27 protein-coding genes are annotated in these 25,268 nt (G+C 68.2%); 26 read left to right on the top strand and 1 reads right to left on the bottom strand.

Features of this window, described 5'->3' with window-relative positions:
* The first annotated feature begins 25 nt into the window (after positions 1-25).
* The 21 genes from V3W47_RS08470 to V3W47_RS08370 all read left to right on the top strand — a co-directional run bounded on the left by V3W47_RS08470 (position 26) and on the right by V3W47_RS08370 (position 19,155).
* On the top strand, positions 26-973 hold the full coding sequence (locus V3W47_RS08470; protein ID WP_331824764.1) for a hypothetical protein: 948 nt from the start codon (positions 26-28) through the stop codon (positions 971-973).
* On the top strand, positions 973-2,589 hold the full coding sequence (locus V3W47_RS08465) for a hypothetical protein (protein WP_331824763.1): 1,617 nt from the start codon (positions 973-975) through the stop codon (positions 2,587-2,589). Before V3W47_RS08470 ends, V3W47_RS08465 begins: the two co-directional genes overlap by 1 nt.
* 76 nt (positions 2,590-2,665) lie before the next feature.
* A complete protein-coding gene (locus tag V3W47_RS08460) occupies positions 2,666-5,629 on the top strand; it encodes a type IV secretory system conjugative DNA transfer family protein (RefSeq protein WP_331824762.1) in 2,964 nt (987 codons plus the stop codon).
* Entirely contained in the window at positions 5,626-6,162 is a 537-nt protein-coding gene (locus V3W47_RS08455; protein ID WP_331824761.1) for a hypothetical protein, read from the top strand. Before V3W47_RS08460 ends, V3W47_RS08455 begins: the two co-directional genes overlap by 4 nt.
* Before the next feature lie 421 nt (positions 6,163-6,583).
* On the top strand, positions 6,584-7,096 hold the full coding sequence (locus V3W47_RS08450; protein WP_331824760.1) for a lytic transglycosylase domain-containing protein: 513 nt from the start codon (positions 6,584-6,586) through the stop codon (positions 7,094-7,096).
* Complete coding sequence (locus tag V3W47_RS08445; RefSeq protein ID WP_331824759.1) at positions 7,093-8,013, top strand: hypothetical protein; 921 nt, start codon at positions 7,093-7,095, stop codon at positions 8,011-8,013. The genes V3W47_RS08450 and V3W47_RS08445 overlap by 4 nt, the downstream gene beginning before the upstream one ends.
* A gap of 555 nt (positions 8,014-8,568) precedes the next feature.
* On the top strand, positions 8,569-9,030 hold the full coding sequence (locus tag V3W47_RS08440; protein ID WP_331824758.1) for a hypothetical protein: 462 nt from the start codon (positions 8,569-8,571) through the stop codon (positions 9,028-9,030).
* 57 nt (positions 9,031-9,087) lie between these two features.
* Complete coding sequence (locus tag V3W47_RS08435; protein ID WP_331824757.1) at positions 9,088-9,765, top strand: hypothetical protein; 678 nt, start codon at positions 9,088-9,090, stop codon at positions 9,763-9,765.
* 104 nt (positions 9,766-9,869) lie between these two features.
* Positions 9,870-10,568, top strand: a complete 699-nt coding sequence (locus tag V3W47_RS08430; protein ID WP_331824756.1) for a single-stranded DNA-binding protein — start codon at positions 9,870-9,872, stop codon at positions 10,566-10,568.
* Between the two features lie 195 nt (positions 10,569-10,763).
* Positions 10,764-11,030 carry a hypothetical protein gene (locus tag V3W47_RS08425; RefSeq protein ID WP_331824755.1) on the top strand — a complete coding sequence of 89 codons (267 nt, stop codon included), beginning with the start codon at positions 10,764-10,766 and terminating at the stop codon, positions 11,028-11,030.
* 54 nt (positions 11,031-11,084) lie between these two features.
* Complete coding sequence (locus tag V3W47_RS08420; protein ID WP_331824754.1) at positions 11,085-11,540, top strand: hypothetical protein; 456 nt, start codon at positions 11,085-11,087, stop codon at positions 11,538-11,540.
* 530 nt (positions 11,541-12,070) lie between these two features.
* Complete coding sequence (locus V3W47_RS08415) at positions 12,071-13,000, top strand: ParB/RepB/Spo0J family partition protein (protein ID WP_331824753.1); 930 nt, start codon at positions 12,071-12,073, stop codon at positions 12,998-13,000.
* Positions 13,001-13,087: 87 nt separating this feature from the next.
* Entirely contained in the window at positions 13,088-13,258 is a 171-nt protein-coding gene (locus V3W47_RS08410) for a hypothetical protein (RefSeq protein WP_331824752.1), read from the top strand.
* A gap of 53 nt (positions 13,259-13,311) precedes the next feature.
* Positions 13,312-14,016, top strand: a complete 705-nt coding sequence (locus V3W47_RS08405) for a hypothetical protein (RefSeq protein ID WP_331824751.1) — start codon at positions 13,312-13,314, stop codon at positions 14,014-14,016.
* A 388-nt stretch (positions 14,017-14,404) separates the two neighbouring features.
* Positions 14,405-14,704 carry a hypothetical protein gene (locus V3W47_RS08400; RefSeq protein ID WP_331824750.1) on the top strand — a complete coding sequence of 100 codons (300 nt, stop codon included), beginning with the start codon at positions 14,405-14,407 and terminating at the stop codon, positions 14,702-14,704.
* Between the two features lie 228 nt (positions 14,705-14,932).
* Positions 14,933-15,373: a riboflavin biosynthesis intermediates N-glycosidase gene (ybiA, locus tag V3W47_RS08395; protein WP_331824749.1), complete on the top strand. Its 441-nt coding sequence runs from the start codon at positions 14,933-14,935 to the stop codon at positions 15,371-15,373.
* 153 nt (positions 15,374-15,526) lie between these two features.
* Positions 15,527-16,126 (top strand): Rad52/Rad22 family DNA repair protein, encoded by a 600-nt coding sequence (locus V3W47_RS08390; RefSeq protein ID WP_331824857.1) that lies wholly within the window; start codon positions 15,527-15,529, stop codon positions 16,124-16,126.
* A 100-nt stretch (positions 16,127-16,226) separates the two neighbouring features.
* Complete coding sequence (locus V3W47_RS08385) at positions 16,227-16,616, top strand: hypothetical protein (protein WP_331824748.1); 390 nt, start codon at positions 16,227-16,229, stop codon at positions 16,614-16,616.
* A 165-nt stretch (positions 16,617-16,781) separates the two neighbouring features.
* Positions 16,782-17,012: a type II toxin-antitoxin system MazE family antitoxin gene (mazE, locus tag V3W47_RS08380; protein ID WP_331824747.1), complete on the top strand. Its 231-nt coding sequence runs from the start codon at positions 16,782-16,784 to the stop codon at positions 17,010-17,012.
* Positions 17,009-17,431, top strand: coding sequence for a type II toxin-antitoxin system VapC family toxin (locus V3W47_RS08375; protein WP_331824746.1), 423 nt, complete (start codon positions 17,009-17,011; stop codon positions 17,429-17,431). Before mazE ends, V3W47_RS08375 begins: the two co-directional genes overlap by 4 nt.
* Before the next feature lie 149 nt (positions 17,432-17,580).
* Positions 17,581-19,155: an AAA family ATPase gene (locus V3W47_RS08370; RefSeq protein ID WP_331824745.1), complete on the top strand. Its 1,575-nt coding sequence runs from the start codon at positions 17,581-17,583 to the stop codon at positions 19,153-19,155.
* A gap of 54 nt (positions 19,156-19,209) precedes the next feature.
* Here the strand turns inward: V3W47_RS08370 and V3W47_RS08365 are convergent, their stop codons facing one another.
* Entirely contained in the window at positions 19,210-19,629 is a 420-nt protein-coding gene (locus V3W47_RS08365; RefSeq protein ID WP_331824744.1) for a hypothetical protein, read from the bottom strand.
* 84 nt (positions 19,630-19,713) lie between these two features.
* Between V3W47_RS08365 and V3W47_RS08360 the strand changes: the two genes are divergently transcribed.
* The 5 genes from V3W47_RS08360 (at position 19,714) to V3W47_RS08340 (ending at position 25,235) form a co-directional block, all read left to right on the top strand.
* Entirely contained in the window at positions 19,714-21,228 is a 1,515-nt protein-coding gene (locus V3W47_RS08360; protein WP_331824743.1) for a vWA domain-containing protein, read from the top strand.
* 509 nt (positions 21,229-21,737) lie between these two features.
* On the top strand, positions 21,738-22,943 hold the full coding sequence (locus V3W47_RS08355) for a hypothetical protein (RefSeq protein WP_331824742.1): 1,206 nt from the start codon (positions 21,738-21,740) through the stop codon (positions 22,941-22,943).
* Positions 22,944-23,015: 72 nt separating this feature from the next.
* A complete protein-coding gene (locus V3W47_RS08350) occupies positions 23,016-23,231 on the top strand; it encodes a PRTRC system protein C (RefSeq protein WP_034360937.1) in 216 nt (71 codons plus the stop codon).
* A 61-nt stretch (positions 23,232-23,292) separates the two neighbouring features.
* Complete coding sequence (locus V3W47_RS08345; protein ID WP_331824741.1) at positions 23,293-24,273, top strand: hypothetical protein; 981 nt, start codon at positions 23,293-23,295, stop codon at positions 24,271-24,273.
* A complete protein-coding gene (locus V3W47_RS08340) occupies positions 24,273-25,235 on the top strand; it encodes a hypothetical protein (protein ID WP_331824740.1) in 963 nt (320 codons plus the stop codon). Before V3W47_RS08345 ends, V3W47_RS08340 begins: the two co-directional genes overlap by 1 nt.
* Positions 25,236-25,268 lie beyond the last annotated feature (33 nt).

Genomic DNA, 25,268 nt, shown 5'->3' with positions numbered 1-25,268 from the left:
CCAGAGTGCCTTTCGGGAGGAACCTATGAAAAGAACGTTGTTGACCGTCACGGCCACCGCCTTGCTGTCCAGCGGTCCCGCGCAGGCCGCAGGGAGTGTGGGCGGCGTGCCGCTGCCCAGCCAGGCGCAGAGTGCCTACGACTTCTACCAGCGCAACAAGGCCTGGCTCCAGTCCCTGACCGACCTGAAAAACATCAGTGACCGGATTTTCAGCGAGGACAACCTGAAGAACATCGGCTCAGTCATGCTCCAGCGGCTGGCCGACCAGGGCTTCAACACAGCGGGCATCGACCCGGAGGGCTTCCTCAACGACCTGCAAAAGCAGATCGACGCGATCAAGGAGGAGATCAGCAAAGGACAGGCCTATATCGCCTCGGCCGCGTTCCTGAAGCCCGGCACGAACGAGGTGGACACCGCCATCGCCTTCAACCCCACCCTCCAGCAGATGAAACGCGACAGCGCCGTGCAGAACGTGCAGGCGGACGAGCTGACCAAGTCGCAGTTGCAGAACACGGCCGACAGCGCCAAGACCGTCGAAGAGGCCGTCACCACGGCGAACACGCTCCAGGACCGGGCCAAGGATGTCGCCACCCAGGCCCTGGAACTGGGGAACGCCCTGAACGGCACCGACTCGACCCGGGACGGCGTGCAGGTGCTGGGGCAGATCGTCCTCGAAGACATGAACAACCGGGCCATGAGCGACGCGGCGCTGGCCGCGCAGTTCGCGCAGCTCTCCCGCAGCCTGGACATCACCAACCAGACGATGGGGGCCGTGGTGAGCGACCTGATTGCCCGGAAGAAGAGTGAGGCGCTCGCGCGTCAACAGATTGTGGAAGAGCAGGTGGCCCGCTCACAGGCGCGCGCCGACGAGACGGCCAGATCGGTCCGTGCGACGGGCAGCACCATTGTGGAGATCACGGCGGCACCGGAGACCAACACCGAGAACACCGCCCAGTTGCTCCGGGGGAACTGATGCAGGGATCATTCCGCTTCGCGTTCATGCTGGGCATTCTTGCGCTGACCCTGTTGGGCAACGCCGGGGCCACCACGGCGCCGGGGCTCTTCGAGGTCAACCTGTCCGACTACGTGCAAAATCCCCGGGTCTGGATGGACACCCTGGCCAAGGACATCGGTGATCAGCGGCTGATCCAGTCGCTCGCCCTGTACGGCATGTACATCGCTGGCGGCATGGGCCTGTACGTCATTTTTTTCAAGGGCATCTTCCGCAACAACTGGGGAGTGGCCACCCTGACCATGTTCAAGATTCTCGCCGTGCTGGCTGTCATGGACGCCACCCGAGATGGCAACGGGCCGGTCTGGGCCGTCATCGACAGTTCCACCGCCGGGTGGTCGGCGCTCTACACCACGGCCTCCAGGCTCGCCAGTCCATTGATCAAGGATGCCGTCGAGGTAGGCACAGCGGACATGGCGAACGCGGCCCACGAGTACCTGATGGCGGCTGGCGCAGCGTCAGGGATCGCGGAGGTCATCACGACGGCGCAGTGGAAGAACCCGAACAATCCGCTCGACGACACGACCGTGCAGGCCCTGGTCACGGCCGAGCAGCAGGCCCGGCAGATCTCACCGCTGGACCGCGCGAGTTGGATCGTGCAACTGGGCTACGTGCTGATCCTCGGATTTTTCGCCCTCTTCACCTCGATCATTCTAGGAAGCGGCTTCAGCCTGATCCTCGGCAGTCTGCTGCTGCCGTTTGGCGTGGTGGCGTGGGGCATCGGCGACGGCCGGATGCTCAAGTACATCCTCATGCTGGTGATCGGGGCGTGGCTGACCGCCGCCGTGACGCCCTTCGTCATGGTCCTGTCCGCCAAGATCGCGGTGCAGTACCCCCAGCAGGTGCTCACCAACCAGATCAAGAGCAGGACCACCGACCTCAATGCCCTGGCCTACCAGTACCGGGAGGAGATGGTGAAGTGCATGTCAGGCACCACCGGGCAGGGAAACGAGTTGGGCGTTCCCAAGTGGCTCGGCGGTGACTACGCCTGCTCTGGAATCAAGGCCTTTTTCCTCCAGATCAACGCCGGGTTGCAGTCGTTCTGGAGCATGGTCCGGGGATTCATCCTGTTCGTCGTCGCCATGGTGGTGGCTCAGGGCATCGCGGCCGCCCAGCTCCGGCGCGTCCCAGGCTTCCTGGCGAGCGCACTCAGCACGGGTATTGACACGACCGTGAACGGCATTCAGGCAGCAGGTGCCGGAATGTTGGCCCGGATGGGGGGGGGCGCCATGCGGAGCATGTCCGGACCCGCCGGGAACCTGGCGACCACCAGCGGCCGGGCACTGGGGGGGGGCGCGAACGCCACGGCGGGAGGCATGAGCCACATGGGCAAGAACGCCACGGACTCGTACCGCACCGCTCGGCTCGGAAACGAGATGAACCGGACGGTCCGGGACGCCCCTGGGCAGTCCAGCCGTGAGACGTACTCGAACGCTGCCTCGCGGATGAACCCGAACAACGGCACCCAGACCGGGCCCCAGCAGCCGTACACCGGGAACAGCGGCAACCCTGGCAACGCGCGTGGTACGGCCGCCGACGTGGGCGCCAAGAGCGGCCGGACCAGCCAGAAGAACTGACCTCACAACCAGCAGCAACCCCTTCCAGGCGGGCCGTCATCTGACCGCCCGCCTGCACTCACTCAAGGAACGGACGATGCTACAGAAACGCAACAACATCGAGAACCTCCTCGTGAAGTCGAGGTCGCCGTGGGCGGTCCTGGGCATGACCCTGTGCCTCGCCGCGTTCCTGGGCGGCCTTGCGTATGGTGTGGGCGAGCTGATCAAGCTCATGGTCGGTCTGGGAAAAGAGCTGATCGGCCTGGGCTGGGGGCGCGTGTACTCTCAGGAAAGCCCGCTGATGGTGTTCACCTACTGCCTGGGAGACGGGCGCTGTGCACCTGGGGCCAACAAGGCGCTGTCAGCCGCCTTTCCCTACCTGCCGTTCGCCCTGAGCTTCGTGCCGCTGGCGGGAGCTGCCCTGATCCACCGCGCAGGAGGTGGCAACAAGCACGTGAAGATGCCCGGCCAGCAACGTTGGGCGCTGGAGACGGACGACAAGATCAAGCTCTACGTCAGGGGAGACAAGGAGCGACCGGAGAACAAGCAGAGCGGGTACCTCGGCTACTTTATGCGGCCAGCGGGCGCGGACCGGTTTGACCTGAAAAAGCTCGAAATGATGATGCCCCCGGTCGAGGACCGCTGCACCAACACCATCATCATCTCCGGCGTCGGCGGCGGGAAAACTTCCGGCCTCTTCATTCCGCAGCTCATGATGGACGCCATCCAGGGCAACAGCGTGATCCTGTTCGACCTGAAGTACCCCAACCGCAAGGGCTTCTACAACATGATCGCGTTCTGGCACCGGCTCGGGCGACAGGTGCAGCTCTTCACCCCGTTTTCCGAGGACACGCTGCACATGCCGCTGCTCGCCAGCGTGACGGACATGAAGACGGCCCTGGAGGTGGCCGAGAGCATCATCACCCCCCCCGAGTATCAGAAGGAGGTTGGCGAGCACTACAAGAGCGTGGAGCGGCACACACTGGCCTCGATCATGCTGGCCGTCGCCAACCATCCCGTGCAGTCCAAACGCACCTTCCGCGAGGTGCTGCGCATCGCCCAGTCCACCAAGACCGAACTCGAGCAGTGGTATCAGCGCGAAAGCGCGAACAATCCCGAGATCAAGGAGGCCATGAAGGGGATCTTCGACCGCTCGCCAGCCGCCAACGCGGACATGTTGCGGGGACTGATCTCGGAACTGAAGATCTTCTTCAACCCGGTCTTGGAACGGGCCACAACCAGCAGCCCGGGACGCAACCTGAACCTGGTGGACGTGTTCAAAAGGCCGACACTCCTGTACGTCGGTATCGAGCAGGAACACCTGATGGACGGCTCCGGGGAGACGCTGATCAAGTTGATCAATCGCCAGGTGGACCGGGTCGCGTTACAGGAGTCCGCGCGGCAGGGCGGGACCCTGGCCATTCACGTCGAAAAAGTTTTCGATGAGTTCAACAGCTTCGGTCGGCAGGGCAACATGATGCGCTCGACGGCCACCAACCGGGAGCGCAACATCGGCATGACCATCGGGGTTCAGAACAGCAGCCAGGGGCGCCTGGTGTATGGCGACCTGTACTACTCGGCGATGACCGAGAACGTTATCGGCCACACCATCCTTCTCCCCTACGGCATCACCGGCCAGGACGCCATCAACTGGTCGAAGTTGCTGGGAAACACGAGCAAGGTGGTGACGGGCGAAAGTGCCGCCAACGACCAGGTTCTCCCCACGCCGTTCAAGGGGCGGCGCACCACCTCGGAGCGCGTCGAGCGGCAGGCCTTCTTGCCTCCAGAGGAATTCGCCACGTACACCAAGAACGAGGGCGTTCTGTTGATGATGGGCTGCCCGCCGGTCCGCATCAAACTGCCGCGTTACGACGCTCAGTTTGTGGTATCCGCACCCTGGTGGCAGTTCTGGTCTCGCCCGGTCGAGAACCGCATAGCAAAGGTCTACCGGAACGTCATGGGGAAGGCCGCGCCCGGCGTGCTGACCGACCAGCTTCTGGCCGATCCCAGCTTCCGTCAGCAGGGGCGGGCACCCGTGCAGGAGAATGCCCCGGAGACGCCTGAGGCGCTGCTGCATGCCTGGGCGGACACCGCGCTGGAACAGGGTGCCCGGGTGCGTCTGGTCAGGGCGACCACTCCCCCGAAAATCTACGTTTCCAGCGACTCCTTTGAGTCCCCAGTCTCCGCCGAACAGATCACGTTCCTGGTGGACCAGAGCAAGTGGCTGGCCCGCGGTGCGGCGGGCACGGAGTTGCGCGTCACGGACGCGGGACAGGCGCTCCTCGGCGAGACCAAGATGAAGCGCTTCGCGGACGCCGAGGTGCTGGGGCCGATCATGCGCTGGATGCGTCAGCGGGCGCCCAGCATCGAGCACCACCCGGTCCGCGACTCGCTGCCGGAAGACCAGCGCCAGGAGGTCACCGCGTACTACGAGTACGAGATGCTGGCGATGCCCTCCACGGTGCTGCGCGAGCTGCTCGGCGTGGTCCCAGAACTGCCCACCAAGCGCCTCGGGACCAAGAACCTGGTGGTCGTCCCGCTGAACGATCCCGCGAGGCTCAGAGCGGCCGTAGACGCCGCCCGCGAGGCCGCCGAGATGCACCCCAACGGCGAGGCCAAGGGCTGGGGCAAGGCCAGGCAGGAGGCTGCCGCGAACCAGCCTCCCGCCGACCCTGAACCGCGCCCGAAGCCCGCGAAGACAGGGCGGGCAAAGACCCCCAGGAAGGAGTCTAAAAGGGCACCGACCCTGCTCGAGGAGCACGCCGTGCTGAAGGCCCAGGAGACTGCCGAAATCGCGGAGGTCGCCGAGATGGAGGCGGCACCTGCCCCCGCCCCGAAACCGGTCAGCGCACCCCGCAAGAAGTCGGGAACATCACCGTCCACAGCGGGCAACCAGCCCCCGATCTTCCTGCCCTTGCCGGAACTGGAGCGAACCTCAACCGAACTACCCTCAGGGCAGGCAGGCGCAGCCGAGCCCACGCCTGAGTCCAGTTCAAACGCGGAGGCCGTGCCAGACGTCATGGCGATCTTCACGGCCAACCGTATGAGGGGAGAGGAATGAAGAAGCTGTATTGTGTTTTGGCGCTTGCGGTGGGGACGACGGCAGGCGCACAGGCCTCGCCGCAGGTCACGCTGAACGTGGCTATCAGCCTTATCGCGAGGGCGCAAAACTCGCTGCTGATCTACGCGCCGACCATGCAGAATCCTGAAGTCACCACGGCCTACCGTCAGGTCGCCACACGCGACGTGACGACGGTGATCATCACCACCCCAGAGGCCGTCCAGCAGGGCAGCAGGAACGAACGCGTGGTGCAGGTGGCCTTTGCCGGGTGGGACACCAAGACCACCCAGCTCTACGCTCCCAAAGTCACCAATGCGGCGAACAGCGTGCCGTTCGTGGTGATCGACGAAACCTTTGCCCTGGTGGGCCGCAACCTCACCCAGATTCCACTTCCGGGAGACAGCGTGCAGGTGGACCTGGTGCGCGACCCGAAGATCGTGGCGTCCCTGGTGAAGTGGGTGGGGGCGAACGCGCAGGCCAATCCACAGGTCGACCTCCTGAAGTGGTTTTCCAATCGCCTGAAACGGCCATGAGCAGCAGGAAGCGGGGCGGCCTCCGGGCCGCTTTTTGCTGGACCGGTTCCCGGGCAGAACCACTCCCCACATACGGTGCAGGGCGAGGTGATTGCAGTGAAACAACGGTGGTTTTACCCGGCAGATCTGTTCTTACTCGCCTGCGTGGTCCTGGCGCTCATGGCCGCCTACGCGGGCGGGGCCCTGGGCTACCTGATCGGCCTGGTCACGGTGGGTGTGGGCCTGATCGTCAGCATCCTCCAGCGCATCCTGGTGGCGGTGCGCCCGCCTGCCCCTGTCCGCGTAGGGCGGGGGCAGACGGCGGGCGGCACGTCCAGGGCCGAGACGCACCTTGAGGCCGTGGCGGGCAGCGCAGAGGCGACGATCCGCCCAGGCGCGGGGCAGGCGGGCGCTGCGGCCGCGATGCGTGGAGCGGCACAACATGACAGTCAAATTTCTCGCCGACTTCACCCGCAAGTGGGCGCTGATCGGAGGCGTGATCAGCGCCCTTTCCGGTTCAGCCCAGGCGTGCGGCGTGATTCCCCAGAACCTCCACGGCTGGGCGGTGTATCACGCCGGACGTTTTGGTCTGGACCCCGATCTGCTGGTGAGTCTGATCTGGGTGGAAAGCCGGTTCTGCCCGCGCGCCGTCAGCCCCAAAGGGGCGCTCGGCCTGGGCCAACTGATGCCCGGAACGGCGCGCGATCTGGGCGTGACCGACCCGCTCGACCCCCGGCAGAACCTGTACGGGGCGGCGAAGTATTTGCGCCAACAGTGGGACACCTTCAAGGACTGGCCTCTCGCGCTGGCAGCCTACAACGCTGGCCCAGGCAACGTCATGGCGGCGGGGGGGGTACCCAACATCTCGGAGACCCGGAACTACGTGGCAAAAGTGCTCGCAACGTACCGGGCTTTGAAGCGGGCTCCGGTCCGGTTCCAGGGGGTGAACGGATGACGGTGGTGGACCTGACGAGGCCCGAGGAATACCAGATGGTGCTCGACTCGTTGCCGGAGGAACTTCAGGTGTATCTGGCAGGCCGGATGCACCAGGTCGACGACATCGCCCTCGACGTTGGGCAGCACTTCGCCGCGCTGATGGACGACCTCAGCGTGACCTTCCCACGGGTGGTCACGGAGTCCGACTTGATGCGCGTGTTGAACCGGGTGGGCCGACCTCGTGCGGACGGTCGCCAGGGCATCCCGGGCACCCTGCACCGGTACAGCGCGGCGACGAACGCCGCCGGGCAGTACACGTCCATTTCCATCCGGGTTGGCCGCTACCTGATGGGCATGTTGGAACCATTGCGAAAAGAGATCGAGGCGGCGCAGGGCATCGCGATTGTGGGCGAACCCTTCTCGGGGAAGACGGCCACGCTCCGGGACTGCATGCGCATCCGCACGGAGGTTCAGGGCAAGCGGTTGTCCGTAGCCGACACCAGCGACGAACTTCTGGGGCCTGGTGTGATCCCGCATGCCTGTGTGGGCGTGGCAAAACGGGTCTCCGTTGGGGACCCCTCCAGACAGCGGGCGATGATCGCCTACGCCTTGCAGAACAACAGCCCGCGCGAGCTGCTGACCGACGAAATCGGTCCGCGCGACGACGTGCCACTGGTGGTGGAGTACGCCAACAAAGGTGTGTTGTTCGACGCCACCCTGCACGCCCGCAACACCGCTCAGGCCTTCACGAACCTGACCTACCGGCCACTGTGGGGACTCGACGCCAACAAGCAGGTGGTCAGCACACCCATCTTCAGCCTGATTATCGAGGTGCTTTCGAAGGGTGTGTACCGCGTGATCGACGACGTGCCGGGTGCAGTGGACGCCTGGTTGCGAGGCGATGAGATCCAGGGACGAATGATGCAAGCCGCCTGAGCCCGCCCCTCCCACAACCGCCGCCGATCTCCCCGATCAGGCGGCGTTTCTCTGTCACCATTCTGCGCCCCGGTATGTTCAACCCACGTCCCCTGGGACAGCAAAAAAGGCAACTCTTGGAGGCACCTGTTTTCATCGAGACGCCGCATTTGAGACCAGCCGATGTGCAGCCCTCTCCTGGACCTGTACCAAGGAAAATGCCCCGCTTTGGCGGCAGAGAGTGGCTGCGGTCAATTGCTCATGCCCTTCTCATTTCTGAAGCCAACCGGAGTACCCGGTGACCAGCCCTCATCCCATGCGAGTTTTACATTTGAGCGCCAATCCTAAACCTCAGATCCTGGCCGCTTCTCGCCGTTCCAGCGCAAGCCCAACCCGCTTTTCCGCTCCTTTCCAAATCACTTCGCCAACTGATTTAAATTATAAACCGCAATCTCTCACGCTCCTCATACTCTAGGGCTGTTCCCGGACCGCCGCCGCACCCGCAGGTGTGGTTGAGAGTTCTCGCACAGCCAGCGGAAACGGTCGGGGGAACCTGCGCCGTTTTAGGGTCAGTGTATGGAGACGGACAGCAAGCGGGATCTGGAGTTGGAAGGCAAGTCGGTGCGGCGTCTGAGCGAGGTGGTAGCGGAGCTGTCGGACGAGGCGGCAAAACGGTTCCTCGCAGCCTATGACGAGGCGTACGCCAAGGCGGTGTTCGAGGCGGTGTTCCTGCGCGAATCGCTGCTCGCCAAAGTCGGCGGCGCCGTCCGGCGAGACGAGCTGATCGAGGTGACCTCGGCGTACGAGCGGTGGGAACGCCGGACCCGGGCGTGTGTACTCGACCCGAGTCCCCACGCGGAGGTCTCCACATCGCTGGACGAGTTGCAAAAGGGAGACGCGAGTTTCGCCGAGCTGGCCAAGGCCCGCCGCGAAGCCACGGCGACCCAGGGCAAGGCAGCACGAGGTTTACGCCGTTCGGGAAGAAAGTCGAAGCCCAGAGTGGGCGCGGCCAAGGGACTGGACGCCAAAGCAGCATGACGTGATTCAGAGGCGGTCGAGAAGGGAAGGGAGAGTGGTGACCCCTTCCCTCTTTCCATGCCGCCTGGTGGCCCGGGTGTCGCGCACTGGCGTGCGCGCGGGCAGGTCATGTCGCAGGAACGGTACGAGGTGCACTTCGGAGGCGGACGCTCGGTCGTGGTGCAGGACGCGCTGGCGCTGGCTGGTGTGGTCTTCAGGGAGAGGCCGCAGCGCGTGACGGTCTGGGACCGGGAGACGGGAGAGGTGCTGGAGGAACTGGACGGCCGACTGCGCCCGATCTGGAGCGCTGCGGCCACGCCGCTGGTGGAGGTAGAGGAGTGCCTGCTAGGAGGACTGCTGCTGACGACCGCAGCGGCGCACGTGAACCTGACCTGGGCGGAGACCGTGACGCTCCTGCTGGTGGTCGCGGCCCGGGCGAACCCGGGCTGGCAGAGCCTGGCGAACGGGGAGCTGAAGGTGTGCGCCTCCGCAGAGGTCGTGTCCCTGTCCCTGAACGGGGCGCAGGACACGGTGTTCCTCAACGCGGCGTCGGGGCGGGCGTTGGAGCGGCGCTTGCGCCAGCTGGTGGAGGGCAACGCCGAGGCGGTGCGGCTGCTGCTGGCGGCACAGACTCCGCAGGGCTCGTGGACGCACAAGTTGGCGAGCCCGTTCTCGCGCCCTCAGATCCGGAACAACACGCTGGGCGCCGGGCACTACTCCCGTCCCGAGCGAACGCGGCGCGGTAGGGGGCGTTAGCCCACGGCTCCCGGACGCGCCAGGAGTCGGACGCTGGCGCGTCCAGGGGTGAGGTGTCGGGAGCAGTTCGGCGACTTCGAGATCACGCACAGGGAGGAACGCACATGGCTCTGGGACTGAACCGGGTGACCTTGGTGGGACGGCTGGTGGAGGACGCGGCGCTGCGGTACACGCCGACCGGTATGGCGGTGCTGGAAGGCACCTTGCATGGGCAGGAGGAACTGTTCGTCGGGGACAGTCTGCGGATGGTGGAGTGGTACCACCGCTTCGAGCAGGTCGGGAAGGCCGCCGAGTACTCGGCCGAGCGCGCGTGCGTGAAGGGCACGCCGATGGTGCTGGACGGCTCACTGGAGTACAGCGAGTGGGAAGCGCCGGAGGGCGGCAAGCGCAGCGCACTGAAGGTCAAGGCCTTGCAGCTCGCGGTGCTGGACGCCCCGGCGGACGCGGTGCCCGGTCTGAACCAGGTGACGGTCTCCGGCCACCTGGCACGCGACGTGCAGCTCCGGCACACAGCGGCGAAGGAGCCGGTGCTGGAGCTGCGGGTCGGCGTGACGGACCGCTTCAGGAACCGCCAGGGCCAGTCGCAGGAGAAGACGCACTGGATGGACGTGGTGTTGTGGCGGCACCTGGCCACGGCCCACCAGGACGCGCGCAAGGGGACGGGCGTGGTGGTGGGCGGGCGGCTGTTCAACGAGGCGTGGACGGACCGTGACGGCAACAAGCGCCTGTCCACGAAGGTGGAAGCGCGGAGCGTGCAGGTCCTCGCGCGCAGCAGTCAGGACGCCCCAGCAAACGTTGCCTAAATCCCCTTGCCAGTCAGGAAGGGATGCGGACCTCTGGTCTCCCCCACAACGCAGGGAGACTGGAGGTCCTTTTTCTTACGGCCACTGAGCACGCATGTCGGCATCTTCGCCCTCTCGGCTCGGTGGACGCCGCTATTGTCGGGACGCTCAGCCTTCGCGCCTGCGGCGCTGGGAAGCACGCGGAGGTGCAGGATGATGGCGAAAGTGTTTCATGCCAGGGGTCCCGGGGCGCGCTGGCCGGAAGACTTCGTACTGGTGGCGGAGGTGGAACGGTGTACCGACCCGGACATGGCCTTCCGGGTGGTGCAGCACTTCGGCGACTCGCACTGGGCACGTGGCCTGGGCGTCCGCTGCCTGGTGCCGGAGGCGACGGCGCGCAGCACTGCGCCGGGTGACGTTGTGGAACTGAACAGCGAGGTGCTGGAGTGCCTGCCGGGCATGGGGTGGCGGCGGCTGGGGTAACGCCCGGAGACGCGGCAGCGGGGAGTCGCGCGCTGCCGCGCGCCGCAAGGGGGCATGACACAGGACGAACGCGCCGACGTGACCCTCGCCTTCCGGGACTCGGACTTCCGCCTGACGCACCCCAACCCGAAGTTCCACCAGGAGCCTTTCCACGTGGTGGGCCGGGCAGGCACGCCGGTCGAGGGCGTGAGCCTGCGCTTCAGCAGCCTGGGTGAGGGGCGCGACCTGGTGTGGGAGTGTCTGGGGCACCTGGCCATGCCGGACGTGCTGACGTTCGCCACCGAGCAGCGGGTGTACAGCGGCGCGGTGCTGGGCGGGTACGCCAGCGTGCACGCGCACTTCCGGGGCAGGTGGGTGGGCATGCGGCGCCTGGACCTGCTGGCGCTGTGCCGCGAGGCCGGGGTGAAAGCGGAGCAGCGCGCGGGGTGGCTCGAAGGTGCCCGCGCGTACGTCAGGGCGTTCTGGCAGGTGGCCGGGCCGGGGCCCACCGTGGAAAACGCAGCCGACTGAGTTCGGCACAAGCGGGGGAGACGCGCGGGCGCCTGGCGCGTCTCCCCCTTTTTGCGTGGGGTCGCGGCGGACGGGGCCGCCGCCGGGGCGGGGGCGAAAGGAGGTGAAACATGTGGAACTTTCCGGCGTTCTGGACGCTGGCGTTCCTGACCAGGTGGCGGTTTGAAACCCTCTGCCTGGGCAGCGAGTCGCAGGTGATGTGATCTGAGCCTCTCGTGGGGGTTCGCGGTGCTGCGCGGCGCCGCGAACCCCTTTTTTCGTGGAGGTGTCTATGCACCCACTTGTTCGTGGCGCCGTGTTCGGCCTGTGCGTCGCCGCCTCTTTGCTCGGCTTGGTCCTGCTCGGCCTGGGTGTCTGGCAATGGCACGCCGGGCCTGCGGACATGGAGCAGATGCTGGGCCGTGGGCTTGGTGGCGTGGCCGGTCTCTGGGTTGGGGCGATGGTGCGCGACTGGGCGCGGAGCAGGGGGCGTCCCGGATAGGGGTCGCGCCGGAACTGCACCGGCGCGGCCGGGCGTGGTGGAGGTCGGCATGAATGCAACACCTTTGTTTCAGAACCAGGGCGAGCGGCAGTACCAGGTGGTGCCCATGGTGGAGATCGAGCCGCCCGAGCTGCGGGGCGCGCGCAATCCCATCGGCCCGGCCGTGAAGCAGTTCGGCATCCTCACGCCGCTGGAACTGTACCCGGCGCCGGAGGGCAGTCCCTACCGCTACCGCGTGTCCGCCGGGACCCGGCGTTTCCACACTGCCCGGGACGTGGGGCTGACCGAGGTACCCGCGTTCGTCAGCAGCCACAGCGGGTCGGCGGCCGACATCACCGGCATCGAGAACCTGGGCCGCTCGAACAACCCGGTTGCCGAGGCGCTGGCGCTGCGCGACAAGCTGAATCAGGGGTACAACCTCAAGGGTGTGGCGGACCTGTGGGGTGCGCCGCTCGGCACTTTGAAAAAGCGCGCGAGGCTGCTCGAGCTGCCCGAGTGGGTGCTCCACCTGGTCGGCGAGCAGGTCGCCGTCGGCGTGGTTGAGCAGATCGCCGCGCTGAACGAGCCGTACCGCACCCAGGTGGTCGGGGCCTTGCAGGCCAAGGTCGCGGGGGACCCGGGCGCGAAGTTCACGGCCGACGACCTCAAGGGCGCGCGGGTGGCCCAGCAAGAGGACCTGGGCGACGTGCTGGGTGCCGCGCTGATGGACGCCCCGGCACCCTTGATCGAGGTGGACGTGGTGGCCGACCTGGCGAGCCGGGTGGAGGCGATGGCCCGCAACGAGAGCGTGGACCTCGCCGCGCTGGCCCAGGCACTGCTGGACCTGGCCGGGACAGGGACCGTTCCGGAGGCGTCGTCGGCCCTGGACCGCACCGCCGTGGAGGGGGCGCTGGAGCCTGCCCCGCTGTCGCCGACTCCCCTGCCCGCTGTGAACCGGCCCCCGAGCCGGGTCCGGGCAACCCGCTCTGGGGCCGCCTGAGGCTCGGCAAGGACGGGGGCGGCGTGGGACTGGGTTGAGGATAGGCTTCCAACGCCTGCTGCCCCCTTCCTGGGCCTGAGAGTGGCTGTGGCGTCTGACCCCTTTCCCTGGGTGCTCGCGACGTACCTCACGGTGGACGGGGCCTGCGGGTACGTGCCCAGCGGCCGCCCCCCTGCCCTGCGGGGTACCTGGGACGTGACCTGCCGCACGGTCACGGGCGCCACCTCGGTCCACGTCGAGCAGGTCCTGCTGCCCTGAGGAGGGGTCGCGCGCGAGCAGCGCGCGCAGGTGGGGAACAACGGAGGTGCGGTATGCACGGACTGGCACAGGGTGGACGGCGGCTTTGCGGCGACGGGCGGATTCTCGGCGGGTGGTACCTGGAAGGCGCGGTCAGCGCCAGCGGCACCCACCCGCTCGACCACTTCCTGGTGGACTTTCCCACCCTGGTCCCCACCAACCTGAGCGTCAGCGCGCTGGGCGTCACGCTTTGGACCGATCCCAGGGGGGTCACGCACGTCGTGGACCTGATTGGCGAGTCGCACTACCCCTTCGTGCCGGACTTCTGGGAGGAGGCGCGGCGCATGGGCTTCTCGCGCAAGGTCTCCCCCACCCTGCCGGTGGGCAAGCTCAGCGCGCAAAGCCGCTTCCTGTTCATCCACAACAAGGGCCTGGTCGTGAGCGCCGAGACCTTGATGCCCCATCTGGAAGGGACGCACGTCTGCCCGACGGGCAAGCGACACCCCGCGCACTCGGGTTGCACCGGCCTGCACTGGTGGGTCACGCCGAGCGCCACGCCAGGGACGCTCACCCGGTACCTCGGGGAGGGGGAATACCAGCTGCGGGGGCGCCTGGGGGCGGGAGCACCCGCCGTGCGCTACGCCCGGGCGATCTTCGCGTCGGTGCCCATCACTGGGATCAGCCACATCGTGGGTCAGGGCGGCCTGCAGGGGGCCAACCAGGCGCAGTTCGCGTCCGCGCAGCAGAGCGGCCTGCCCGTCTACGCGGTGCGGGTGTAAGTCCCCAGAACATTGCGGAGGCGCTGCTGGGGGGTGAGGAGCCCCGGGGCAGCGCCCAAGACCTGTACGGCCTGGTAAGGGAGATCAGCAGCTTTCTGCAAGAGGCCCCGCTGGAGGAGTTGACGAGCGCCGCGTTCCCGGAGGAACTTGAACCGCTCGCTTGTCTGGCCGCCCTCGCCAACCTGCGGCCGTAGCTGCCCAGGCGGACCCGTACCGATCAGTACGCTCCCGACGAGCTGGGCCGGTTGCGCGAGATCCCCCGCAAGCGGGTGGGGAACGTACTCCTGTCGCTGAGGCATGTGGCCCGCTGCTGAACCACCCGCAGCCGAACACCGAAGCTGGATACCCCAACACTGGGTTAACCCCTTCCACAAAGGAGGTTCGTCCTATGGATTTCGACCAGGCCCTGGCCCTCGCAGACCGTCTCTTCGTCGCGGCCTGCCGGGGAAACCTCAGCGGTGGGGAGTACCTGCACGCCCGGTATCTGCTGTACCTGGTGAGGTGCCAGCGGCAGCACTCCTGGCTGCACGGCCTGCACCGCCGGGACATCGACGACCCGAGCATCCAGAGTCCCTACCCCGAGCGGACCACCCGTGCCCGCCTGCGCGAGCTGGCCCAACTGGCCCGCGCCGCGCGCCATATCCGCCGTCCCTACCACGCGTTCGAAGCGCTGGACGAACGTCGGTGAAGACTCCTGTCCCCTCCTCATGGCGGGACGCAGGTTGAAAGGCGGCCGTGGACACACCTGGTGCACGACCTGCCAGAGAACGGGACGCCTGAGGATCCTCTGGGTCATGCCGGTGGAGGATCCCTAAAGTTTCCAGCAACAGGTGAGGTGAGCGTCACCCGTAGCCGCCTCCCCGGCCCCGCCCAGGGGTCAGGGGTCCCCCCGGCGGGGCCAGGGGAACGGTCCGGCATGACCGAAATACGAGGGTTCCGTGGTCGGCACGCCTTTCTGAGCAACTTCGAGCCCGCCGTCATCCGGGTGCGGGGCATGCGTTACCCGACCGTCGAACACGCCTTTCAGGCCTGCAAGACGGAGGACCCCGCCGAGCGGGCCGTCATCGCCGCCCTGCCGACCCCGGCGGAGGCGCGGCGGGCCGGACAGCGGCTCACCCTGCGCCCGGGCTGGGAAGACCTGAAAGAGGAGGTGATGCTGGCGATGCTGCGCGTGAAGTTCCGCCAGCCCGACCTGCGCGAGCGCCTGCTGGCCACCGGCGACGCCGCGCTGGTGGAGGAAAATGCCTGGCGTGACCGCTTCTGGGGCGTCTACCGGGGGCACGGCCTGAACCGGCTGGGGGTGCTGCTGATGCAGGTCCGCGAGGAGATCCTCGCCGTGCAGCTTCAGGCAGCGTAGCCCCCCTTGCCCGGCCGGAAGGGACGCGGTCCCCCTCTGGCCGGGCCGGGCGTCGCGGGCGCCGGGCGCCCGCCCAGGAGGGGAGACCCCGCGAGGTCAGAAAGGACGCCCATGCCCGACCAGCCCAGCAACCTGCCCCTCTCCCCTGCCGCCATCCACCTGTCCCAGGTCCAGCGGCGGCTCCAGGCTCCCTTTCCCAGCCACCTGGTGGGCTGGAAACCGCAGGCCTTCACCAAGGACCGCGGCCGCGCGCTGCTGGTGGCCTACGTGGACGCCCGCGCCGTGCAGGACCGACTGGACGCCGTGTGCCCGGACGACTGGTCCTTCGAGATCGTGGTCGTGGCGAACACCACCCCCACCGTCAAGGGTCGCCTGACGGTCCTCGGCGTGACCCGCGAGGACATCGGGGAAGGGGGCGAGGGGGAAGCGGGCACCCTCAAGGCCGCTGCCTCGGACGCCCTGAAGCGCTGCGCGGTGCAGTTTGGCATCGGGCGCTACCTGTACGACCTGCCCAAAACCTGGGTGGACTGGAACGAGGCGCGGCGTGAGCCGGTGACGACCCCCGAACTGCCCGAGTGGGCGCGGCCGGACTACGAGCGCACCGCCGGTGGGGCGCACCTCGCCCAGGCGATGGAGCAGCTCCGGCACGAGTTGCCCGAGGACCTGGACCTCCAGCGCGAGGTGTATAAGCACCTCAAGGCCGCACTCGGCAGCATCGACACGTTCAAGCGCGGCCAGGACACTCCGGCCTGAGCGCGTGGCCCTGGGAGCGGCGGACCCCCCTGCCGCTTCCGGTACCCGGCCGTGGGTGAGGCGTCGCGCCCTGGGGCGCGGCGGGAGAGAGGAGGATTCGATGACCCAACCCGCAACCGTTCCCGCCTACGTCCTCTCCACGCCGCACGGCACCCACCTGGCGCACTGCGCCACCCGCGCCCTCGCCGAGCAGGCCTCCCAGGTTCTGGCCACCCACTACGGTGCCGACTGCTGCTTCGTGCAGCCTGCCACCGGCGAGGAACGCGATGCTCAGGGCTGCACCCTCGAACTGCTGACCAGGGACGAGGACACCGAGCTGGTGCTGGCGGTGCAGGCCACCCTCGATCCATTCGGCGGCGTGATCACCCGGCAGGTGATGACCCTCCGGGGCCTGGTGTGGCAGGGGGCGCGTCAGGTGCGCGGCCAGCAGGTGACCTGCACTCTTACCTTTGCTGAGGCGCTGGCTCTGCTGGCTCCCCACCTCCTCTGAGGGGGTGGCGGCGAGACCGAGCGGGGATGCTCCGTCTCCTTGAGTCTCTGATATACGTCGTCTCCAGCGGCCGCAACACCCCTCCCTCTGTCCTGCCAGGCGATCCTGTCCGGCGGCACGCCTGTGACGGTTTCCCAGCCCTACACTTCGTTCAGGAGGCCTCGTATGACCACCATCAAAGGCGTCGTCAAAGGCGGCCAGCTCGTGTTCCCCGAGGAAGTCACCGCGCAACTCGGTCTCAAGGAGGGCGATACGGTCGAGGTCCAGGGCGAACTGCTCCGTCCGGCTGTGCCCGTCAGTCCGTTCCTGGCCTGGGTCGGGAGATCCCCGCCCTTCGAGGCCGGGCAGGACAGCGTGACGTTTTATCGCCAGCAGCGCGACGGGGCGGAGGAGTGACCCGCACGGCCATTGACACGAACGTCCTGAGCGCCATCCTGAAAGCCGAACCGAATTCCCTTCCATTGATCGACCTGCTGGAGCGGGCACGCGGAAGCGGTCCGCTCCTGATCAGTCCGGTGGTGTACAGCGAGCTTCTCGGCACACCCCCCCACACCCCGGTGTTCATCGAGGAGTTCCTGCATGACACGGGGATCACGCTCGAGGAGGCGTTCCCCCTGGCGGTGTGGGAGGCGGCAGGCGTGGCCTTCCAGGCGTATGCGGTGCGGAGGAAGGCGAGTGGCGGAGGCGTCCCACGGCGCATCCTGGCGGACTTTCTGATTGGCGCGCATGCTCAGGAGAAAGCGGACCGGTTGGCCACGCTGGACCCACAGCATTACCGCCTGGCATTTCCGGCGTTGACCCTCCTTACGCTGTGAGGGTCGGCCTGGCACCGATCTGAGTTGCCCGGGCGACGTGCGGGCCGCGCCTTGGAGGCATCCGCATCACCTTGGTGCACTGACCAGGACTGACGTACCGGGCAGAAGTCGCCCCCTCGCGGGGGGCAGCGGGGAGGCGGAGGTGCCCCGTGTCCCAGAACTTTTGGTCAGCCGTCAATGCCATCGCGTTCACCCACACCAAGAGCCAGTCGGTGTGGCCCAGCCTGTCCTACAACCAGGAGATTCCCCCCAGCGCGCACTCGCGGCACAAGGACACCACGGCGAAGAGCATCGTCGGCTTCGGCGTGCTCACCGCCATCTGCGGGGTCCTGACCGGCGACGTCCAGGCCACGCCGGGCAACGGGCAGGACGTGCTGATCTGCTACCCCACCACTGGGAACGGCCAGAGTGGGAACCGCTGGCTGGGCGCGACGGTGCACGGCACCCACATCACCTTCGAGGGGGGCATTGGCCGCACCGGCCCGTTCGCCCTGACGGTCGTGCTGGCGGTCCTGAAATGCCACCCCGCCCTGGTGGAAGTTGAGACGCGCTGGTGGCTCCTGGTAGGCGAACTCTCCCGCCTGCGCGGCCCGCGCACGCCCGCCCAGCCGACCTTCACCAAGGCCGACCTGCGCCAGGCGAGCAATGACTCTGACGCCACGCTGGCCATGATGGCCCTGATCGACAGCCTCTACTACAGCATGAAGGCGCTGTTCTTCGTGGGCGAGATGAACCACCTGGACGTCGAGCCCACGCAGGCCAGCCTGTTCCTGCCCCCCGAGGAGTTCACCATCCTCAAACGCTCCCCAGCCGCCCCCGCGCCCCAGGCGAGCACCGGGACCACGCCGCTGGACGAGCTGCTGCGGGTCGCGCGCCGGGGCGGGCGGGTGCTGATCACCGGTCCCACCGGGGTGATGAAGACCGAGACGGCCAAAACCGCCGCCGTGCGGCTCGGGCGGCCACTCTTCGTGGTCAAGGGCAGCCCGAACATGGACGACCAGGACTTCCTCGGCGGCTACCAGATGATCGGGGGCAAACCCGAGTGGGTGGACGGCCCCTTCACCCAGGCCTTTCTGCGCGCCCAGGAAGGACCGGTGGTGTTGCTGTTCGACGAGTTGCTGCGCGCGGACCCGATCAACCTCTCCAGCGCCGTGGGCATCCTCGACCACGTCAGCGCCGACGAGGCGGGGCTGATGGGCGTGCCGCACCTGGAAGAAGGGCGCTACTACCTGCTGCGCCTGAAAAACGGCGAGCTGGTCTGGGCGCCGGTGAAGAACGTCCTCCTCATCGCCACGACCAACCTCGGCGACGGCTACATCCAGGCTGGGCAGAGCATCGATACCGCGCTGCTGGGGCGCTTCAACCTCCACCTGGACATGGAGTACGGCGATCCGGGCGTCACGGTGGCGCTGTACGAACGGCTCTCCGGTGATCCCCAGCTCGCGGCCCACCTGTACAGCACCGAGGTGGACACCCGTGCCAACCACGTCAGCCGCTCGGGGCTGCTGGAGCGCGAGGCCAATCCCCGGGTCGTGATCAGTTGGTTGGAGGCGATCCTGGCCCTGGTGGAGGACGGGTGGGAGCGGCACGAGGCGTTCCGGCGGGCGGCCGAGACGACCCTGATCCCCTTTTGCGTGCCCCGGAACGACTTCGGTCGGCTGGAGCCCGCCGCGCTGGAGGACCTGCGGCGCGTGCTGAACGAGCAGGCGCTGAAGCTGGTGTAGCAGAAGAGGGCCGCCGGAGCACTGAAGGGTGTTCCGGCGGCCAGCGGTCCCCCTTCAGGTGCTTTCCAGTTCCGGCCCCTCCCAGATCGCCCTGGGTTCCAGCAGCGCGAGCAGCGTCAGCAGCCCGACCAGCCCCACCAGGCGTGTAGCCAGCGCCAGGTACAGCGGCACGCCGAAGCCCAGCACGTCCAGCGCCACCGCCCCGCCCCCCAGCAGGGCGGCCAGCATTGCCGAAGAACCGTGCGGCGAGGGGCGGAGATCGCGTCCCCCGCTGCGCCACACGAACACCAGGGCCAGCACCTCCAGCACCAGGGTCACCACCACCATGAACAGCGGCACGCCCGCCGTGGCCCTGACGTTGGACAGCAGGACCACCAGGTCCCCCACCGACAGGGAGACGACCCCGGCCAGTCCCACGATGCCCAGCGCGCGGTAGCCCACGTCCCCCCACGTCTCGCCTGCGAACTTCTGCATGTCCAGACGGTAGGAGCGCGCTGGTTCCGTCCGGCGGGAGTCGCGCCGCGCGGCGGCGCCGGGGAGGGTCAGAAAGGAGCTTTGATGATCGTACCGAGCGGACCCTCCACCCTCCCCTGGCCGCAACAACCGTCCTGGCGGACGTTCGCGGGGCAACTGTTTCGCTTCTACAGCCGCAAGAGCAACTTCACGGTGCTGATCACGCGGCGCGGCGGCACGGCGGCCGTCGACCCGGTGTCGAAGGTGGTGTACCTCGACCCGGACCTGCTGCCCGTCACCGACCCCGGCGTGATCCGGCACGCACCGGGGGACGAGCACGGCATCCGCGCGCTGCTGCTCCGGGCCATCCTGGCCCACGAGGCCGGGCACGTCCAGTTCAGCGGCGACAAGCCGCCCGCGCTGCTGGGGCAGCTCTGGAACGCGCTGGAGGACGAGCGCATGGAGCGCCTGATGGCCGCCCGCTACCCCGAGCTGGCACCCGCCTTCGACTTTCTGGGCGACACCCTCGCCGAGAAGGTCAGCCTGAAGTGGAGGTTCGACTCGCTGGAGGGCTGCCTGGCGATGCGCTTCGAGCACGACCGCGCCGCCCCCAAGTGGGCTCCCGCCCGCCTGGACGAGTGGGCCGACATCTGGCCGCTCGTGCAGGCCGCCTGGACCGCCCCGGACAGCGACCGGGTGACCTGGATCGCGGGCTGCATCCTGGGCCTCCTGGGGCTGGACCAGGCAGACGAGCGCGACCCGTTTGGCGGCCTGGTCGGCTCAGACGGCGCGGGCGACCCGGACCGGCAGCAGCCGGGCGACGATGGGGACGGCACCCCGGAGGGCGGCCGGTCTCCGGGAGGCCAGGGCAGCAGAGACCCCGGGGACCGGCCACCCCCCGATCCGGCCCCCGACCCGACCGACATCCTCACCGTGGGCGATGTGGAGGGTCCCGCGCGGCTGGTGGCGTCGGTGCTGCGCGAGCGAGCCCGGCCGGGACGGACCCGCCCGCACGAGACCCGCGGGAACCTGGACCTCACACGCTACATCGAGGGCCGCTCCAGGTTGTTCCGGCAACGTCAGGAGCCCACGCGGCCCAGCGAGTTGCACGTCACCTGGATCGTCGACCGCAGCGGCAGCATGAACGAGGAGGGCCGCATGGGCTGCGCGGTCCGGGCGCTGCACATGGGCATCCGCGCCGCGCAGATCGCGGACGTGCCGGTGCGGGTGATCGCCTTTGACGACGTGGTGGAGGAGCCCGTGCCGTTCGGGCTGTCCCCCGCGGCCGCGACCTCAGCCCTGTGCACGATCTTCCCGCGCGGATACACCGAACTCGCGCCCGCGATGCGCCGGGCTTTTGAAAGTCCACGCCGGGCGGGCGAGCAGCACCTGCACATCGTGATCTGCGACGGCGGTCTGGACGCGGAGGACATGGCGGCCTGCGGACGGCTGATCGGAGATCACCGCGACGTGCGGGTTCTGCCCGTGCTGATCGGCGAGGCCGCGAACGGCAGCGTCGCGCAGGCCTGGCAGGTGACCTTCGGCACACTCCTGCTGGCCCACGACCACACCCAGCTCGCGGGCGTCATCCGCGCGCGGATGCGCGCCTTTCGCCACTAAGCGGGGCCCTGCCCACCTCCATGCCGGGGTGGGCGCCCACTCTCCTTGGAGGCTCGCCATGTTCCCTTCGGTTCTCGCCCAACCCTCCCTCGACGAAGACGTGCTGTGCCGTCTGGCCCACGTCAACCACCGCCCCCTTGCAGCATGACGGCCTGCGCCTGCGCGGCGGGGAGTATCTCCGGCTGTGCCGCCTGATCGAGAACCGCCGCCCATTCCCTTCCGGGTGCTGCGTCAGGACGGACAGAACCGCCAGGTGGTGCAGGTGGCCTGGAAGGGCCAGGCGCTGCTGCTGGTCTACTCGCCGGTCCGGCAGCTCCTGCACACCGCCCTGCATCCCGAGCGCGGCCTGGCTCCCCGGGGAGGGCAGCGTGTTCCCCAGCCCCGGCGGGTCACCCGGCGTCACGCCTACGCGCAACGGGGGCGGGGCGGTCTCCTCAAACACTCGGAGTGCGGGGACGCCTCCTTGCAGGTGTCGCGCCCGGGGGCGCTCGGGGCAGGTGGAGGTCGAAATGAGCAACGGGATGAACGTCGGCAAGAGCAGTTTCGGAAGCTTCTTCAAGAACTGGGGGTCCGACCCGGCGCCGACCCCTGGTCCCCAGGCGGCACCGACAGCGGCGGTCCAGCCCGACCCGGTGGCGGAGATCGTGCCGTCGCCGGTACAGGAACCGCCGGTGGCCCCCACCGCACCAGTGCCGGACGCACCCGCGCTGCTGGCACCCGCCGCGCCTCCCCCGGCCGCACCAGAGGCCGTGGCGGAACCCGTGCCCCCTGCCCCCGAACCTCAGTCCCCCGCGCCGGAGCAGAGCGCGCCTGCGGACGAAGCAGACGACCCGGAGGCCCCCGACGAGGAAGAAGAGGAAGGAGTTGAGGAGGAGTCCGGTGAGACTACTCCCACCGAAGTGGGGGAAGCGGCCAGCGTGCCGGAGGCCGGGGACGCCCCCGAGTTGCCTACCCCGACCGGAGAGGTCTTCGGCCACCTGGCGAGCCTGATGAGCCCGGGCAGCGCCCTGGCCTTCACACTGAGCCTCGGTGAGGACGGCCGCCTCACCGCCCAGGTGAAGCCGCTGAACCTGCCCGCGCTGCCGGAACTGACCCTCACCGGCACGGTGGAGGAGTTCGACAGCGCCGAGCTGCTGTACGCGCTGCGCGAGTACCGCCCGGCCGTGCAGGGCGGCCTGCGGGACCAGGCGCGCAGCCAGGCCAGGGCCGTGCAGACAAAGGCCGCCGCCCCGACCAAGCCTGCCTCGCCGAGTCCCGCACCGGCGGCGGCCAGCGACCGCAACAAGGGCAAGTTGAGGATCGCGGTGGATGTTCCCGGCGCTGGCTTGAAGGCGACCCTGGGCGGCCACGGCATCACGGTACAGGTGGGAGAGAACGACCTGACCCCGGGCCGGTACACCGTCGAGGCCAGCGCCGAGGGCTACAGGGCGACCAAGCAGACGGTGAAGGTCGAACGTGGCAAAACCGCCGACCTCGCCTTCAGCCTGGGCGGCGCACTGGCGGTGCATGCCCCGGGCGGGGCGGCTGTCACGGTGCTCGACGCTGCGGGAAACCCGGTGAATCCGGCCGGGCCGCTCCCGGAGGCCATGTACAAGGTCCTGGTCGAGGCCGAGCACAAGAAGCCCTTCACCTGGCACGGCACGGTGAAGGCGGGTCCGCCCACCCAGGTCACGGCCACGCTGGACGACGCGCCCCCGACACTCTTCGGGTCGTAACAGGGGTCGGAGGGGGCTGGAAATGCCCCCTCCACCGTCAGTACGGGACTTCACGTCCCAGGAGGAACACCTATGGAAGCAAACGTCGTGGTCCGCAAGTTCGTTTACGCCGATCTCAACGGGGGGCAGCCGATGAACGACCCCAACCCCTCGGGCACGCCGGACGACGTGCGCAAGCTGCTGGCCGTCAATACCCCGTCCCTGACGAACGCCAGCATCGAGGGCCCGGAGGTGGAAGGGAACGTCCACAAGTACACCTTCCGCCGCGCGGTCGGCACGAAGGGCTGAACCCGGCCTGCCACCCGGTACCGCCTCCTCCCCGGGGGCGGCACCCTTCACGCACCGCGAGGTGACCATGTTGCTCCACGCCGCGCCCGCGACCCTGCTCGCCTCCCTCTCCCCCGCCGTCACCCGCCTGAACCTGCGCCCGCTCGCCTTGGCGATGGCCGAACGTGACTTCACCGGCACGCCGGGCACCGTGCTGGACTATGTGCTCAGTGCCCTGCCCGGCGAGCTGCGCTCCCTGCCCCACCACCTGGAGGCGGTGGTCGATACCTCCCACGACTTAGGCGAGGAGGTGATGCGGGTACAGTTCCACTACGTCCCCGTACAGACCTTCACCGCGATGCACCTGGGGGGCGCACGACGCGCGCTGGGGAAACTTCACCGCCTGCTGCTGCCCGAACTGCTGAGCCGCGCGGCCCACGCCAGCCGTCAGGTCCTGCCGCTGTTCACGCCCGTCGAGGCACTGGGCTTTTACTCCGAACACCATCTCCACGGGGCAGAGAGTGACGAGGACTACGCAGACCTAATCACCGACCTCGGCATGTGGGACGCCGAGCCGCACCTTCCCGTGGAAGCGGCGCTGGACCTCGCGCGGCGGGCGGGCGTCCGCCTGCCCAGCCAGGTGGAACGCCGCGTGCCCGGCTTCAAGCTGTGGCGCCCGGAATCGGTGCTGCCCGGGCTGACCCTGCCCCCCAGGGTGCGGGCGCTCGTGGCGGACTTGGAGGTGCTCGAACGGCAGGCAGAGGCCCTGCCCGAGTATTCCAACGCGGAGTGCTGTGTCTCCCCCGAGGGGCTGTGGCCGTACTACCGCGAGAGCCTGCTGGTGGACCCCTTCCCGACCCGCGACCAGCAGCGGCTGAGCTTCACCCGCGAGATGCACGGGGAGCTCCAGTACCACGGCGGCGAAGAGTACCCACTGCGCACCTTCGTGCTTCAGGGCGAGCCCGACTTGGAACGTCTTGACGCTTACCTCACGTGGGTCCCAGCCCTGCAAGAGGGCGTCCGAACCTGGCTGAAAGCCCTTCATGCCCTCGGAGGGAAGTGATGCGAATTCACGCCGCCCCGGCCCGACTGCGTAGCGGGGTCCACGGCCCTCCGCTGGTGGAGTTCGCCCAGCTCTGCTTGGAAGCGGACTTCACGCCCGGGCGCGACCCCGAGCCGGACGAGACGCCCCGGGCCTACGTCGAGGAGGCCTTGCTGGCTCCCCTGCGCCACCTCAAGCTGCCTTGTCATTTCGGGGTCTACGCCGATCAACAAGACCTGATCGCGTACGTGAACCTGGACGACGAGAAGCATGAGACCCTTTCCCTGGCGGGGGCGGCGCACCTCTGGGGCCAGACCTTCGTGGCCGGTCTGCTGCCGCATCTGCACACGGTGGCGAGGCCTGTCATGCCGATGATCTCCCCCTTCGACGCTGGGGACCACCTGCTGGGCATGTACGGCAACTTCACCGTGCCGGGTGAGCAGCAGGAGATCGTCAAGGGCCTGGCGGAGTGGTACGGCATTGAGGGTGATGACGCGGACGCCCTCCAGACGGCGCTGGAGGCCCAGGGTCGCCCGACTCCCCGCACCCTCCTGCGCGAATTCGGCCCGTTTCTCTCGGTCCCCGCGACCCTGAAGCAGCTCGCGGCGCAGGCCTCGGAGTTGCCCGGGCGCGCGCTGGCCGTGGTGCGGCGGCTTCAGCAGGCGGGGGCTGTCGCGGCAGGGATTCAGGTCGTGCGCCAGGACGACTGGCCGGACTCCATGAGCGCGCCCTACAGCCTGGACGGCGAGGATCCCGTGGTAGTCCTGCTCACGACGACCCCAGCGGGCAGCGATGACGTGGGCTGGGTCGAGCACGCCTTCGACAGCCTTCAGGCACAGATGAACGAGGCGGGCGCCCGGCCCCTGCACGCCTGGGACCTGCACCGCCCCGAACACCGCCTCGCCGCTGCCACCTACCTGCGCCACGGCCCGGAACTGGCGCGGCACCTGCGGGCGATCCTGGCCGACCTGCGCGGCGCATGACCGGGAGTCGCCCGCCTGGCGGCGAGCTGGAGG

This window comes from Deinococcus sp. YIM 134068 (assembly GCF_036543075.1).
GTDB lineage: Bacteria > Deinococcota > Deinococci > Deinococcales > Deinococcaceae > Deinococcus > Deinococcus lichenicola.
This window is presented reverse-complemented; position numbering and strand designations above follow the sequence as displayed.

Coding starts and splice junctions, on each gene's coding strand:
- V3W47_RS08470 (WP_331824764.1), top strand. CDS start 26: ATGAAAAGAACGTTGTTGACCGTCACGGCCACCGCCTTGCTGTCCAGC.
- V3W47_RS08465 (WP_331824763.1), top strand. CDS start 973: ATGCAGGGATCATTCCGCTTCGCGTTCATGCTGGGCATTCTTGCGCTG.
- V3W47_RS08460 (WP_331824762.1), top strand. CDS start 2,666: ATGCTACAGAAACGCAACAACATCGAGAACCTCCTCGTGAAGTCGAGG.
- V3W47_RS08455 (WP_331824761.1), top strand. CDS start 5,626: ATGAAGAAGCTGTATTGTGTTTTGGCGCTTGCGGTGGGGACGACGGCA.
- V3W47_RS08450 (WP_331824760.1), top strand. CDS start 6,584: ATGACAGTCAAATTTCTCGCCGACTTCACCCGCAAGTGGGCGCTGATC.
- V3W47_RS08445 (WP_331824759.1), top strand. CDS start 7,093: ATGACGGTGGTGGACCTGACGAGGCCCGAGGAATACCAGATGGTGCTC.
- V3W47_RS08440 (WP_331824758.1), top strand. CDS start 8,569: ATGGAGACGGACAGCAAGCGGGATCTGGAGTTGGAAGGCAAGTCGGTG.
- V3W47_RS08435 (WP_331824757.1), top strand. CDS start 9,088: ATGCCGCCTGGTGGCCCGGGTGTCGCGCACTGGCGTGCGCGCGGGCAG.
- V3W47_RS08430 (WP_331824756.1), top strand. CDS start 9,870: ATGGCTCTGGGACTGAACCGGGTGACCTTGGTGGGACGGCTGGTGGAG.
- V3W47_RS08425 (WP_331824755.1), top strand. CDS start 10,764: ATGGCGAAAGTGTTTCATGCCAGGGGTCCCGGGGCGCGCTGGCCGGAA.
- V3W47_RS08420 (WP_331824754.1), top strand. CDS start 11,085: ATGACACAGGACGAACGCGCCGACGTGACCCTCGCCTTCCGGGACTCG.
- V3W47_RS08415 (WP_331824753.1), top strand. CDS start 12,071: ATGAATGCAACACCTTTGTTTCAGAACCAGGGCGAGCGGCAGTACCAG.
- V3W47_RS08405 (WP_331824751.1), top strand. CDS start 13,312: ATGCACGGACTGGCACAGGGTGGACGGCGGCTTTGCGGCGACGGGCGG.
- V3W47_RS08400 (WP_331824750.1), top strand. CDS start 14,405: ATGGATTTCGACCAGGCCCTGGCCCTCGCAGACCGTCTCTTCGTCGCG.
- ybiA (WP_331824749.1), top strand. CDS start 14,933: ATGACCGAAATACGAGGGTTCCGTGGTCGGCACGCCTTTCTGAGCAAC.
- V3W47_RS08385 (WP_331824748.1), top strand. CDS start 16,227: ATGACCCAACCCGCAACCGTTCCCGCCTACGTCCTCTCCACGCCGCAC.
- mazE (WP_331824747.1), top strand. CDS start 16,782: ATGACCACCATCAAAGGCGTCGTCAAAGGCGGCCAGCTCGTGTTCCCC.
- V3W47_RS08365 (WP_331824744.1), bottom strand. CDS start 19,629: ATGCAGAAGTTCGCAGGCGAGACGTGGGGGGACGTGGGCTACCGCGCG.
- V3W47_RS08360 (WP_331824743.1), top strand. CDS start 19,714: ATGATCGTACCGAGCGGACCCTCCACCCTCCCCTGGCCGCAACAACCG.
- V3W47_RS08355 (WP_331824742.1), top strand. CDS start 21,738: ATGAGCAACGGGATGAACGTCGGCAAGAGCAGTTTCGGAAGCTTCTTC.
- V3W47_RS08350 (WP_034360937.1), top strand. CDS start 23,016: ATGGAAGCAAACGTCGTGGTCCGCAAGTTCGTTTACGCCGATCTCAAC.
- V3W47_RS08340 (WP_331824740.1), top strand. CDS start 24,273: ATGCGAATTCACGCCGCCCCGGCCCGACTGCGTAGCGGGGTCCACGGC.